Below are 13,076 nucleotides of genomic sequence, written 5' to 3'. Positions count from 1 at the left end.
GTTCTTATATCTTACCGTAAGCGTCAGCGTTCCGTAATCGGTGAGCGAAGCGTTCATCTGCTCTTCACTAGTTAGCGTCCTTCTCTTTCATCCATCGCTTGCTTTAACGCTTTACTGAACTTAATTGCACCCGGTAAGGCCAAATGGTCATCATCATAAAAAAAATCATTACTCCCGTCAGCCATCTCATCATGAAAGAAATCATGAAAATCATATACGTCTATGTTGGGGTGTTTGGACAGTTCGGCCAATAGCTTATTATGTTCTGAAATCCACTTTTGAATTCTCTCGTCTTCATAGTACTCTACAGTCAGAGGAGGTACGACAAGGATCAATCGTGTTTCGACTTTTCTTAACTTGAATTCGTCTGCCATTCCCGACAAACGGCTAACATTTATACTGGGCATATTTACATCGCTTAAAATTGTAGATTCAATGTGTGAAGAGTGACTTGTAACAGTGTTCGCAGCATAAGAGTCCAAACAATTAGGGAGTAATGTTACGAGCTTATAACCTCCAAGTATAAGAGCATCCTTATCAACCTCTGTTAGTATAGGTTTTAAGCAAGCCCTATTGATGTCAGTTGAAAAGCCATTTAAATTTTTACTTGAAGCCAAACTCAAATCAATTTTCTCTTTAATTTCATTTTTTACTTCAAGAATAGGAAATAAAAATTCTAACAAACTAGGCAACACAATAGATGGTGTAGATAGCAACACATCATAGGAAAGTGGTAGGTTTTTTATTACAACTAACTGTCGATTGATATTATTCCCATAATTCTGAGACATGTGTAAGGTTCCTGGTGAAACTGACACGAATATAGAACCAATATTGACAGCTTGATCCATTATAATACCAGATTTAAACACTACTTCTTCAATATCTCCCCCGCCATCGTAAAAGTTAATACCTTTTTGCCCTAATGAAGGGAAGTGAAACCCTATACTGTGTGAAGTACCTACGGCTAACGCAGTGAACTCATCTTTTCCCTCATGAAATAATTGCAACTTATTTGTCACTTTACGTTCGTCTTGAAAAAAATATAACATTCCATTGATTACCACAGAGATAAGAACAGTTGCCAGTATCGCCTTCAGGGTGAACATAGACAAATACCTAAAATTCAAAATAGATGAATGGCTCATGAACGAAACTCCCTAAAAACAACGTACTAAAGACAATAAACAACATTTCACACCAACGTCTATTAGATGACGACCTAGCTAAATTAACTATGAAATCTTGCTGCTTAAACTCATTGAAAAAACTATATAAAAATAATAAAATAAATCCGAAAAGAGCCTTAATCAACATAACCTTTCCATGAATGCTTGATATTTGAGTAGGTTCAAATAAATCAAATAACAACATATTTTTAAGTATATTAAACAATATTGAAGTATCTTGAATATAAAACATCGGCGCACTAGACATTAAAACAATGGCTAAGAAAAACCTACCAAAGATACTTGAGAAGGCAAAACTGCCTTCGAATAATATACTGATATTTTTAGCTATTGGACTCCATATCACCATAACCATGCCATGAAACAAACCAAAAAGAATAAAATTCCAGCTAGCACTATGCCAAAAACCAATAATAACCAAGGTCATAATCGTTACAACTGAGCGGTGAGGTTGAGTAGGATAACGTCTTAGAAGAGGAATTTGAATATAATCTCCAATCCAACGAGTTAGACTAATATGCCAACGTTGCCAAAAAGATCTAAGGTTAGTTGCGAATAAAGGCCTTCTAAAATTTAACGTAAGTTTAACGCCAAACAGCATCCCTACACCACGTGCGATCTCAGAATAGGCCATAAAGTCACAATAAATTTTTAGCGTTACCAACGCACCTATGAACCAATAAACCCAAAAGGGAAAGTATTCTTTACCAAAGTAAACCGAATTAATGCTAGCACTTAAATTATCAGCAATAACAAGCTTAATAAAAAAGCCCCAGACAATGAGTAGTAAACCATAACGAAATTGATAAAGAGTAGGCAATTCCAAGGATTTCAGTTGGGGTAATAATGTTCTGCTTCGCTCAATTGGACCAGCTACCAATTGAGGAAAAAAGCTGACATACAGGCAAAAAAGACCTAAGTGCCTTTCAGGTTTGATCTTCCCTAAATAAACATCGAAAATATAGCTTAATGTTTGTAATGTGTAGAAAGACAAGCCTAAAGGGAGTAGTAGGTTGTGAAGTTCTAAATTCACACTCAATAAACTACTAAGACTATAACCAAAAAAGTTCCAATATTTAAACACGAATAATATACCTAAATTAACCATTAAGCTTAACCATAGATAAGGCTTTCGCGCTGACTTACTTTCCTTCTCCCCCATTTTTAAGGCACAAAGGTAGTCAATTAATGACGACCCAAACAATAGAGGAATATATCGCCAATCCCAATACGCGTAAAATAAATAACTAGCCAGAAACAACAAGGCCCATCGATAACGTTGAGGAGTGAAAAAATAACAGACAAAAACTAAAGGGATAAAAATCAAAAAGACAAGCGATACGAAAGACAATTGCAATCACCACACAATATTAATTTAAACATCATCACCGTCATTAACAACCAGCAACTAACAATAACAGCTTTACCTTAAAACCGTGTGCTAAATTTTAATCAAATAGTTCAGATCCGATGAGTTTTACCAACTCAGAAAAAATAGGGAATAGAATGGTTGGTAAGCCCCTAGAACTGTAGACACTTCATAGAGTTATAATGAATCAAAAAATATGAGGTGTTACATGCGCGAAAAAAGATATCCCGACGAGTTCAAAATCGAAGCGGTTAAGCAGGTCACTGAACGTGGTCACCAGATTGCAGATGTCGCAGAAAGGTTAGGCGTCACGCCCAAAAGTTTTCACAACTGGATTAACAAGTTTGATAAGCCAGAGAAACAGCACACCACCATCGATAATCAACAAGCCGAAATACGTAAACTTAAAGCAGAACTTCGTCGAGTAACAAAAGAGCGCAATATCTTAAAGGAGGCCACAGTGTACTTTGCAAGCGAGTCAAAGAAAAGTACACGTTCATAAAGTCTAGGCTCAGACAGTACCCCATAAGAACGCTATGCAAAACGCTCGGTGTAAATCGCAGTGACTTCTACTCTTGGTTGAAAGAACCCCATAGCCCTAGGGCTATAGAGGACAAACGACTACTTGGTAAGATAAAGCAATATTGGCTGGAAAGCGGCTGTGTGTACGGCTATATAAATATTACGCTGGACCTTAAAGATGATGGTGAGACTGTTGGAAAAAATCGTGTTTATAGAATCATGAGTCAGGCCAAAATCAAGGCAATTAGGAGCTATAAGCGTAATCCAAGCTTCGGAGGTGGCAATGTTAGCCATACAGCTCCAAACACGCTAAATAGAGGTTTTGACGTCGATAAGCCAAATAAGGTTTGGGTAACGGATTTTACCTTTATTCGCACCCATGAGGGTTGGCTATATCTGACTGTTGTGATTGACCTGTTTTCTCGACAAGTTGTTGGTTGGACGATGAAAAGCTCAGCTAAGGCAGACCTGGTTATCGACGCGTTGCTGATGGCAGTATGGAGGCGTTCGCCATCGGAAAAGGTGCTAATACATTCAGCTCAAGGAGTGCAATATACCAGCTCAAACTGGCGTAGTTTTCTTAAAGAGAACAACCTACAAGCGAGTATGAGCCGACGGGGTAAATGTCATGATAATGCTGTCGCTGAAAGTTTTTTCTCGTTGCTAAAAAAGGACAGAGTTAAGCGCAAGATCTATAGGACTAGAGCTGAAGCAAGGTCTGAGATATTTAACTATATCGAATATTTCTATAATCCAGTGCGACATCATGGTAGTAATAATGGACTGTCTCCGATGAAGTTCGAGAAGCAGTATTATGAGAACTTAGAAAGTTCCTAGGAAACTGGGGGCTTACCACACCGTTAAGTCTTGCTGACTCGTTATGTTGAAGATAGCAGGTTAAATATCGATAACAACCACGCGGAACGTGCCGTGAAACCGTTTGTGATAGGACGTAAAACTGGCTGTTCAATCATAATCACCGTGGTGCAGAAGCCAGTGCCATGTTATACAGCATCATAGAGACGGCCAAAGCCAACGGCCTTATTCCGTTCGATTACATCGAACACTGCTTGGAGAAGTTATCCCATCCCAATTCTGATCTCAACAGCCTCTTACCATGGCTAGTAAAACTCGGCTAGATGTAGATCATCGGACGCTCACACTTTAAGGGGTGACAACGATCCTGACACAGGGGGAAGGGCTGACTTAAGAGATACTGAAAAAGACTATAAAAGACATTGCTAGAAATGTATAAAACAAGGCTCTATTCATTATTAGTATGAATAGAGCCTTAAAACCTGTATTTACTCAGTCAATCTGAAGCTCAAACCTGAGATTTTATACTGAATAAATTCAACGCTACTTCTGAGCCAAAAGCAAGACGCTGCGAATAACTTCACAAGTCTTATCTATCTCGACCTGAGTTAATGTAGGATGTACAAGAAACATTAAACTAGTTTCACCTAACTCAACCGCATTTGGTAACCGCTTGCTTGGTCGCCAAGATGTATTGTCAAACGCTTTTTCTAAATAGACCTCTGAGCAACTACCTTGATATGCAGGAACGCCTTTAGAATTAATTGTTTCAACAATTAAATCGCGTGTCCATCCTTCCTTTAGATACTGAGGGCAAACGAATAAATAATGTTTATATTCAGCATGTTCAATATGCTCGGGTACATCAACGCCCCTAACAACAGCTAAATCACTAACAGCTTCATCGATTGCTTTTCCGTTTGTCTGACGCGCAACGGTCCAGCCCTTCATACGACCTAACTGAATACGACCTAACACGCCCTGCAGTTCAGTCATACGCCAATTGGTACCAAAGCTATCATGCAACCAACGAAAACCTGGTGGGTGTTCACGATTATAAATGGCATCAAAACTTTTACCATGATCTTTATAAGACCACATTTCTTGCCAAAGTGCTTTATCGTTCGTAGTGACCATACCGCCTTCACCACCAGTCGTCATGATCTTGTCTTGACAAAATGACCAAGCACCTATATGACCAATAGAACCAACACTGCGACCTTTATATTTTGCGCCATGCGCCTGTGCACAATCTTCAATCACATAAAAACCATGCTTTGCGGATAATGCCATTATTGCATCCATTTCTGCTGGCATACCAGCAAGATGCACCACAATAACAGCTTTAGTTTTTTCTGTTAGCACGGCCTCGATTGACTCAGCAGTAATAGCTTGACTATTAAGATCAACATCAGCAAACACCGGTGATGCACCTGCAGTAACAATAGATGACGCAGATGCTAAGAAAGTACGAGGCGTAGTAATAACTTCATCACCATCAGCAACATTCAAAGCCTTAAGAGCGAGGTCTAATGCAAGGGTTCCGTTACTCAAAGCAATAGCGTGTTTACAACCAGACCAAGCAGCAAATTCCTTTTCAAATTCACGGCACTCAGAGCCAGTCCAGTAATTGACTTTGTTGGATAGGAGCACGCGACTAATAGCATCGGCCTCTTCTTGAGTGAAAGAAGGCCATGGAGAAAATGGAGTATTTAACATTTTTATTTACCAAGTAATGATGGTTCCGGCCCAAGAATAACCGACACCAAAACCAACAAGCATTATTTTGTCACCAGGATTAAACTTATCAGCTTTAATCGCCTCATTAATTCCTAATGGTATTGTTGAAGACACTGTATTCCCAAAAAACTCATATGAAGTAAGAAATTTTTCGTCATTAAATTTACATTTCTTCCTGAGTTGTTCCAACATAAACTTATTAGCTTGGTGAAAAATAACATGATCTATCTGTTCTCTTTCAAACCCAGCTAGCTCCAACAATGCATCAACACTTTTCGGAACTGTTTTAAGCGTAAAAGTGAAGATTTCCCCACCGTCCATAAATAAGTTTTTGGGTGCCCTATAATTACCACTAGAATCTTGTTCTAATACATCAGAACTGGCGTCAAATGGGTATTTCGCCCCACCGTGTGGGACAATAAGATTATCTTTTCCAGCACCATCTGTACCAAAAACAAAAGGTCCTATTTTATCTTCGTTAGAATTAGAACAAGATATTAGAGTCGCTGTAGCTGCATCGCCAAATAGTGTTCTGACGCTTTTATCCTCTTTAGCTATATATCTAGAATATAATTCTGACGTAACTAATAAAATATTTTTGGCTTGATTAGTCTCAATTAATCCTTTAGCTAAACTCAACCCATAAATGTAGCCGGAACAACCTAAATTAAAATCAAGCGCGCCACATGAGTTCTTTAACCCTAGCCGTTCTTGCACAATGCATGCTGTGGTTGGAAGTTTAAAATCTGGACTTTGAGTACACAATAATACGTAGTCAATATCCGCTCTATTCACTGAGTACTCTTTGAGCAGATTTTCACAAGCCGCTACCGCCATGTCTGAGCACGATTCGGCCTCAGCTGCAATGTGACGTGTGCTTATGCCTGTCTTATCATATATTTTATTCACACTCCACTCAGGATTATCCCGAGCTAACTCTTCATTGGTAAGAATATATTCCGGCAAATAAGAAGAGACTGCAATTATTTTAGACTTCACTATCACTCCTTAGTGAGCACTATATCCACCATCAACAAAAATAGTTGTCCCGGTGATCCAACATGACTTATCACTTGCTAAAAACTCTGCAGCTTGAGCGATATATTCAGGTTTACCAAGGCCAAGTGGATGCTTAAGCAGAATGTTTTCACGTTGCTCAGCTGTAAGCTGTTTACTAAACTCTATCGCCATTTCAGTCCCAACATGACCGGGTGCTATACAATTAACTCGAATATTTTGACGTGCTAGCTCTATAGCTAAAGACTTGGATAACCCCAATAATGCAGCCTTGGAGGCTGAATAACTAGAAATTGCAGGCTCGCCGCACACCGCAGCAACTGAACTGAGTAAAACTAAGCTTGTACCTTGTGAGTTGTACCTGCCTTTTTTACGCAAAAACTTAGCGATAAACTGGGCACTTTTCACATTTGTATTAAAAATATCATCGAAGTGATGTTCTTTCAAAGCTTGTAGTGGCAGGGTCTTTTGAATTCCAGCACAATGAATAACACTATCAAGAGCCCCAACATTAGCAAAAACAGTATCCATCATTGCTTGAGTTGACTCTACTTTTGCCAGATCAGCTATAAAATAAAGGTGGTTAGAACCACTCATGTCCTTTAGCGTTTCGTGTAAACGCTCTTCATTTCGACCGGTTAATACAACCCTAGCTCCGACTGTACTAAAATAAATAGCAATAGCCTTTCCTAATCCAGAAGATGCGCCTGTGACCAAAATGGTTTTTCCAGCTAACTCATTGCTCATTGATTTTTATCTCACTTACAGGTAAAAGCTTAGTTGTACTTAAATCTACCATAACAGCTCCCCAAGAAAGACCGACACCAAAACCAACCAACAGCATTCGATTTCTTGAAATAAGATTTTGAGTACATAGTGTCAGCGGAATAGAGGCACAACTAGTATTACCAAACTCGGTAATACTGACTGGAACTTGCGATGGTTCAAATTTAGACTTTTTTGACAAATGTTTAATCATAAAGTGATTAGCTTGATGATAAACACATGAGTCAATATCTTTACTTGTTAACTCTAAAGCCTCTAAAAATCCATTAACTAATAATGGAACCCGCTTAAGAGTAAAAGTAAATACTTCTCCACCATTCATCTCTAAAAATGCGCAGTTTAAGCCACGAATAGAGTTAACTTGAGGTTGAGGATTTCGAGCAATGATATGCTCCGCGCCGCTTCCATCGCTTCCAAGCTCAAAATGTATAACTGGACCAGTTTCAAACTCTAGCCCTGTTGCGGTACCTGCGTCTCCAAATAATAGCTCCGTACTTCGATCTCCAGGCTTTACCAACTTGCTAATAGTGTCACCAACTAACAATAAAACTCGTTTAATACCCGTTTGAACAAGACTTGACGCTAAAAATAAACCATAGGTATACCCAGAACAACCAAGGTTCACATCATAAGCAATCGAACTGACAGGTAAGCCGAGTCTATTTTGTAAAATACAAGCCGTTGCTGGTAGCTGATATTCCCCAGTCTGACTTACAAATATGATAGCGCCTATTGACTCAGGCTCCCACTCAAGCTCATTAATTAAATTGACTGCGGAGTCATAACAAAGATCCGCAGAAGTAGTATTGGTATCAGCAACCCTTCTAGTATTCACACCAACGCTAGAAATCAACTTTGTAATCTCTTTCTCTCCATAAAGAGCCCCCAAGTCACTATTAGTGACCTTAGATGAAGGAATCGTAGTTGCTATACCTTTTATGCTGACATTACTAATCGAAATCATTCTACAACCAAAACGCCCTTACGGGCGTGGTAAATAATTAAACCAAGTCAATTAACTGTTTAACAGTTTCCGCACCACCGACTAAAGAGGGAGAAACAACAACATCAAAATTAGAATCAACTTCAGAGATAAATGTGACCACAGCTAGAGAATCCCAAGAGTCTTCATCTAATTGTGTATCCAAGTTAACTTCGTTAACTTCTACTTCCAAAATTTCAGCAATAATTTCCAGTAACTTACTTTCTTTAGACATATCTACCTCATTTAATTTTTTTAGCAGGATTACCAAACATGGTTGAGCCAGCCACGACTCTTTTAATTACAACACTTCCAGCACCGATTATAGAGTCTGATTCGATAACGACTTTAGGAATAATGCACGCATGCGAACCAAGAAAAACTCTATCACCAAGCTCTACGCCACCAGTGACATCACAATGACCACTAAGCGTACAGAAATCACCCAAAGATGCATCATGCCCTATAGAGGTATTCACATTAATAGTAGAAAGAAGCCCAATTTGAACATCTGTAGTTATAACAGCATTTGGGCCTAATATAGAACCTTCGCCAATAGTAACATTTCGCCCTACGAAGGATGACGAGTGGCTAAAAGTTATAAATGAAGCCCCCAGACCTCGATAAAAGTTAAATAGGTCTTGCTTTAACTGACAGCTAGCGACCCCCATCAACAATAAGCTATTTGCTTCTATTCTATGGTGCTTTAATGGACCTAAAACTTTATGCACCATATTAAAGCCATTCAGTGCTTCCTGATTATCATCAAGGAACCCCTTTAGTTCATACCCTTCGTAGATAAAATTATTTGTCGCCAAATAAGAGTACAATTCTCGAGCTAGCCCTCCAGCTCCGACAATATACAAACTAGGACTATTCATTATCAGAGCCTTTAAATGCCGTCATTGTAGCTTCACCATCCGCTGAAATACCATCCCTTACAAAGACTTTTCTGATAGTTAACAATAGAATTTTTATGTCTAACCAAAAAGATTGATTTTCTACATACCACACATCGTATTCAAACTTCTGCTCCCAACTAATGGCATTTCGTCCGTTTACTTGTGCCCAACCAGTAATTCCGGGACGTACATTATGGCGTGTTGCTTGTTCTGTATTGTACAGCGGTAGATACTCTACGAGTAACGGTCTTGGACCAACTAAACTCATATCGCCTTTAATTACATTCAATAAACTCGGCAACTCATCTAGACTCGTAGCTCTTAGCGCTTCCCCAAAGCTTGAAAGCCTCTCAGAGTCAGGTAAAGGTATTCCATCCTCATTAACTGCATCTTTCATGCTTCTAAATTTAAACAATTTGAAAATTTTCCCTTTAAGACCAGGTCTGTTTTGTTTAAAAATTACAGGACGGCCAAGCTCAATGGCAACTTTGATACCTACAACAGCTATAACAGGTAACAAAAAGCTTAGTACTAACAATGAAACAATTATATCAAATAGTCTTTTTATCATTAAAGTTCCTCTTGAGACTCATAATATCAAACAAACTTGCATTAATTTTACGAACATCAAATATATCTTCAGCCATACATCTACTTTTTTGACCCATTTCTTGAAGCGACTCTTCGTTATCTATAAACCACCCCACCCTCTCAGCCAGTAAGTCAGCACGCCCGTGCTGAACCAAAAAGCCATTTACGCCAGGAGTAACAGTATCTTTACAACCAGGCACTTCGGTAGTCAAAATTGGGCGAGCCATACTCATCGCTTCTAGCACTGTTCTAGGCATTCCTTCGTGGTAAGAGGGTAAAACAAACACATGACACGCCTCAATGAAAGGTCTTACATCAGAAGATGAACCGAAGTATTCAATATATCTGGACTCTTGCCACTCTAAAACTTCATTTTGAGGAATCCCATCAGGCGACGAATCAATGGGTCCAACTAAGTGAAAAGAAACATTTTGATACCGAGTACGAATTTGTTTAGCAGCTTCTATATACTCACGAACACCTTTTTCGCCGAGCAATCTAGATATCATAAGAAAGGTAATCTTCCCTTTAGGTAAAGGAGTTTGAGCAAAATGCGATAAATTAACTCCTGAGCCAGGAACTACTGTTGAAACCTCCCTGTTAATAAGTCTATTTTTAATAAATACATTCTGATTATCTGAGTTCTGAAATATGACCCCAGATGCACCACTTAATGCAAACTTATATAATCTTTTTACTAGACTACAAAGGATATTACGCTTCAGACTTCCCTTTTGGAAAGAAAACCCCAAACCTGTAATTAACCCATAAAATTTTGTTCGAGAAAATAATTTAGATGCTATCCCGCCCCACACAACAGGCTTTATCGTATAAGCTAAAATAACATCTGGTTTTTCTTGACGAAAAATCATTATGAAATTAAAAAGTAATAGTAAGTCAGCAAGTGGGTTTAAACTAGTTCTTTTTAATTTGCACGGAATAAATTTACAACCAAGCTTCTCTAACTGCTCCACATATTTATGGTCCGTTTCTCCTGAAATACAAACAACGTCATAATTAGCATTCAAGAAAGACTTGATCAAATCACCCCTAAAGTTGATCAAAGATTGAGCCACACCACCAATTATTATAATTTTCATTAAATATACACTTTAACCAAACTAATTAGACAGAAAAATTGGTAACATACAAAGAATTCAGCTAAAGCTTTCTCCAAACAACCCGGTCAACATAATCAGTATAACTAATAATCGTTCGTAACACTTTATCTGATACATTAGGTGCTATGTAGTTTTGTACTTTTTTAATTAGTCGTTCTTCACCACGTGGTTGCTTATTAAGTATTTCGATGGCTTGTAGTATCCGCTCTACATTCATACCAGTAAACATAACAGCTCCCTCTTCAAAACCTTCAGGGCGCTCTTGTGCATCTCTAATATTAATCGCAGGAAAATTTAAGATTGACGACTCTTCAGTTATCGTTCCACTATCACTTAATACCACTTTAGCGTCCATTTGCAATTTTACGTAATCACTAAACCCCAGCGGTTTTAACAATTTAACCAAGGGGTGAAACTCTAATTTAAGTAAGTCAATTTTCTTTCTGGTACGAGGGTGTGTCGATACGATAATAGGGTACTGATATTTTTCGGCAATAACATTTAAAGCGTCCACGTAACTATGAATATTTTTTTCAGAGTCTACATTTTCTTCTCTATGCACGCTTACCACAAAATACTCACCCGATGTTAAACCCAACGTAGTTAAAATTTCGGCATTAGCAATTTTATCTGAATAACGATGAAGCACTTCGTCCATTGGACTGCCGGTTTTAACAATTAGATCGGGCTTTAAGCCTTCGGCTAATAGGTATTCACGCGCAATATCGGTATAAGGCATGTTGACGTCAGCAGTATGATCCACTATTTTACGGTTGATCTCTTCTGGTACTCGCATGTCAAAGCAACGGTTGCCCGCTTCCATATGAAAAATTGGAATTTTTCTACGTTTTGCCGGAATCGCGGCCATTGCACTGTTAGTATCGCCCAATATTAAAATGGCATCTGGTTGTACATCGGCAAACATGGCATCTGCTTTACTTATTACTTGCGCCATGGTTTCGGCAGCTGTAGCGCCGGCACATTCTAAAAATATGTCAGGAGCACGAATGCCTAGGTCTTCGAAGAATATTTGATTTAGTTCGTAATCATAGTTTTGCCCAGTATGCACTAGTACATGTTCACAAAACTCATCTAACTTTGCAATTGTGCATGACAACCTAATAATTTCTGGACGAGTACCTACAACAGTTACAACTTTTAACCTTTTCATGCTTTATACCTTCTTACATAATCTTTATACATATACCCAACAAGTTCGCTCCACTCCGGTGGACTGAACTGAGTTAATTGCCTAAATTTATCTGAATTTAGTGAGCGGTCTATCACTAACTCTTGCGAATCAGTAATAGTGATTTGTTTTTGGTATTGCTCTGCAATCAATTCTAATAAAGTATGTTTGTCAATTGGGTCGACCGACAGATGGAATAATCCTACAATCTCTGGATTAATTAAAATACAGTCCGCTAATAGCTTGGCTATATAACAAGTAGGTAGGCCAGAGAACACGGCTTTAGAAAAACCTCTTGTACTTTCGCCTTGCGATAAAAACCAGTCAACTAAACTTACAGCAGAAGTAAGCTCATGCCCAATAATTGAGGTTCTTAAGGTTAAATGCTTGCCATAGTTAACTTCACCAAGACACTTAGATTTACCGTATAAATCACGTGCATCGGGTAATGATTCTTCGCTATAAAAACCTATATCACCAGTAAAAACACAGTCAGTTGAGAAGTGAATCAGTCTTGCGTCAAACCTATCACAAATATTGGCGAGTTCATGAGGAAGCAATGCATTAATTTTAACAGCGTCTATATGTTGCTTAGAAATACCATGCTGCTTAATTAAACCAACGCAGTTAATGACCACATCAGGCGCCACCGTTTCGATGGCATGCTGAAGTGAGACTATATCGTAGGCATCAACTCCCGTGACTAATTGCTGCTGTACGTTGCTAAAAAACGCCTCTTTCCCGACAATACTCCGCACGGTGCCAAATACAGACAAATGAGCATGCTCATTTAGGTTACTAAACAGACTGTAACCTAGCATGCCTGTAGCACCAACAACTAATATTCTCAT

The 13,076-nt window shown here is 38.6% G+C and carries 13 protein-coding genes and 1 pseudogene; 2 read left to right on the top strand and 12 right to left on the bottom strand.

Features of this window, described 5'->3' with window-relative positions; all coding sequences use genetic code 11:
• Positions 1 to 71: 71 nt before the first annotated feature.
• Both SWOO_RS08510 and SWOO_RS25480 read right to left on the bottom strand, forming a co-directional pair.
• Positions 72 to 1,148 carry an SGNH/GDSL hydrolase family protein gene (locus tag SWOO_RS08510; protein ID WP_195742879.1) on the bottom strand — a complete coding sequence of 359 codons (1,077 nt, stop codon included), beginning with the start codon at positions 1,146 to 1,148 and terminating at the stop codon, positions 72 to 74.
• Positions 1,120 to 2,274, bottom strand: a complete 1,155-nt coding sequence (locus SWOO_RS25480; RefSeq protein ID WP_195742878.1) for an MBOAT family O-acyltransferase — start codon at positions 2,272 to 2,274, stop codon at positions 1,120 to 1,122. The genes SWOO_RS08510 and SWOO_RS25480 overlap by 29 nt, the downstream gene beginning before the upstream one ends.
• Before the next feature lie 493 nt (positions 2,275 to 2,767).
• Between SWOO_RS25480 and SWOO_RS08495 the strand changes: the two genes are divergently transcribed.
• A protein-coding gene (locus tag SWOO_RS08495) for an IS3 family transposase (RefSeq protein ID WP_195742877.1) occupies positions 2,768 to 3,918 on the top strand; the annotation gives its coding sequence in 2 pieces (ribosomal slippage) (positions 2,768 to 3,002 and positions 3,002 to 3,918; 1,152 coding nt in all).
• Between the two features lie 33 nt (positions 3,919 to 3,951).
• Positions 3,952 to 4,220 (top strand): annotated as a pseudogene (locus SWOO_RS25905) (transposase domain-containing protein); the annotation flags it as partial.
• Positions 4,221 to 4,440: 220 nt separating this feature from the next.
• Here the strand turns inward: SWOO_RS25905 and SWOO_RS08490 are convergent.
• The 10 genes from SWOO_RS08490 to SWOO_RS08445 all read right to left on the bottom strand — a co-directional run bounded on the left by SWOO_RS08490 (position 4,441) and on the right by SWOO_RS08445 (position 13,076).
• Positions 4,441 to 5,616 (bottom strand): DegT/DnrJ/EryC1/StrS family aminotransferase, encoded by a 1,176-nt coding sequence (locus tag SWOO_RS08490; protein ID WP_012324302.1) that lies wholly within the window; start codon positions 5,614 to 5,616, stop codon positions 4,441 to 4,443.
• A gap of 6 nt (positions 5,617 to 5,622) precedes the next feature.
• Entirely contained in the window at positions 5,623 to 6,636 is a 1,014-nt protein-coding gene (locus SWOO_RS08485; RefSeq protein ID WP_012324301.1) for a 3-oxoacyl-ACP synthase III family protein, read from the bottom strand.
• Between the two features lie 9 nt (positions 6,637 to 6,645).
• Positions 6,646 to 7,401, bottom strand: a complete 756-nt coding sequence (locus SWOO_RS08480) for an SDR family NAD(P)-dependent oxidoreductase (protein WP_012324300.1) — start codon at positions 7,399 to 7,401, stop codon at positions 6,646 to 6,648.
• On the bottom strand, positions 7,391 to 8,404 hold the full coding sequence (locus tag SWOO_RS08475) for a ketoacyl-ACP synthase III (RefSeq protein WP_012324299.1): 1,014 nt from the start codon (positions 8,402 to 8,404) through the stop codon (positions 7,391 to 7,393). Before SWOO_RS08475 ends, SWOO_RS08480 begins: the two co-directional genes overlap by 11 nt.
• A gap of 37 nt (positions 8,405 to 8,441) precedes the next feature.
• Complete coding sequence (locus tag SWOO_RS08470; RefSeq protein ID WP_012324298.1) at positions 8,442 to 8,657, bottom strand: acyl carrier protein; 216 nt, start codon at positions 8,655 to 8,657, stop codon at positions 8,442 to 8,444.
• 7 nt (positions 8,658 to 8,664) lie between these two features.
• Positions 8,665 to 9,303, bottom strand: a complete 639-nt coding sequence (locus SWOO_RS08465; protein ID WP_012324297.1) for an acetyltransferase — start codon at positions 9,301 to 9,303, stop codon at positions 8,665 to 8,667.
• Entirely contained in the window at positions 9,296 to 9,895 is a 600-nt protein-coding gene (locus tag SWOO_RS08460; protein WP_012324296.1) for a sugar transferase, read from the bottom strand. Before SWOO_RS08460 ends, SWOO_RS08465 begins: the two co-directional genes overlap by 8 nt.
• Positions 9,876 to 11,015, bottom strand: coding sequence for a glycosyltransferase family 4 protein (locus SWOO_RS08455; RefSeq protein WP_012324295.1), 1,140 nt, complete (start codon positions 11,013 to 11,015; stop codon positions 9,876 to 9,878). Before SWOO_RS08455 ends, SWOO_RS08460 begins: the two co-directional genes overlap by 20 nt.
• Positions 11,016 to 11,076: 61 nt before the next feature.
• The gene (gene wecB, locus SWOO_RS08450) at positions 11,077 to 12,207 is read right to left on the bottom strand and encodes a non-hydrolyzing UDP-N-acetylglucosamine 2-epimerase (protein WP_012324294.1); all 1,131 of its coding nucleotides are present in this window, start codon (positions 12,205 to 12,207) and stop codon (positions 11,077 to 11,079) included.
• Positions 12,204 to 13,076, bottom strand: a complete 873-nt coding sequence (locus tag SWOO_RS08445) for a dTDP-4-dehydrorhamnose reductase family protein (protein ID WP_012324293.1) — start codon at positions 13,074 to 13,076, stop codon at positions 12,204 to 12,206. Before SWOO_RS08445 ends, wecB begins: the two co-directional genes overlap by 4 nt.

It is taken from the genome of Shewanella woodyi ATCC 51908, assembly GCF_000019525.1.
Taxonomy (GTDB): domain Bacteria; phylum Pseudomonadota; class Gammaproteobacteria; order Enterobacterales; family Shewanellaceae; genus Shewanella; species Shewanella woodyi.
The sequence above is the reverse complement of the archived record's forward strand: the minus strand, read 5'-3'. Positions and strand labels throughout refer to the sequence as shown.

What these genes read in the sequence shown, in the direction of transcription:
- SWOO_RS08510 (WP_195742879.1), bottom strand. Translation starts at nt 1,148, where the DNA reads ATGAGCCATTCATCTATTTTGAATTTTAGGTATTTGTCTATGTTCACC.
- SWOO_RS08490 (WP_012324302.1), bottom strand. Translation starts at nt 5,616, where the DNA reads ATGTTAAATACTCCATTTTCTCCATGGCCTTCTTTCACTCAAGAAGAG.
- SWOO_RS08480 (WP_012324300.1), bottom strand. Translation starts at nt 7,401, where the DNA reads ATGAGCAATGAGTTAGCTGGAAAAACCATTTTGGTCACAGGCGCATCT.
- SWOO_RS08475 (WP_012324299.1), bottom strand. Translation starts at nt 8,404, where the DNA reads ATGATTTCGATTAGTAATGTCAGCATAAAAGGTATAGCAACTACGATT.
- SWOO_RS08470 (WP_012324298.1), bottom strand. Translation starts at nt 8,657, where the DNA reads ATGTCTAAAGAAAGTAAGTTACTGGAAATTATTGCTGAAATTTTGGAA.
- SWOO_RS08465 (WP_012324297.1), bottom strand. Translation starts at nt 9,303, where the DNA reads ATGAATAGTCCTAGTTTGTATATTGTCGGAGCTGGAGGGCTAGCTCGA.
- SWOO_RS08460 (WP_012324296.1), bottom strand. Translation starts at nt 9,895, where the DNA reads ATGATAAAAAGACTATTTGATATAATTGTTTCATTGTTAGTACTAAGC.
- SWOO_RS08455 (WP_012324295.1), bottom strand. Translation starts at nt 11,015, where the DNA reads ATGAAAATTATAATAATTGGTGGTGTGGCTCAATCTTTGATCAACTTT.
- wecB (WP_012324294.1), bottom strand. Translation starts at nt 12,207, where the DNA reads ATGAAAAGGTTAAAAGTTGTAACTGTTGTAGGTACTCGTCCAGAAATT.
- SWOO_RS08445 (WP_012324293.1), bottom strand. Translation starts at nt 13,076, where the DNA reads ATGAGAATATTAGTTGTTGGTGCTACAGGCATGCTAGGTTACAGTCTG.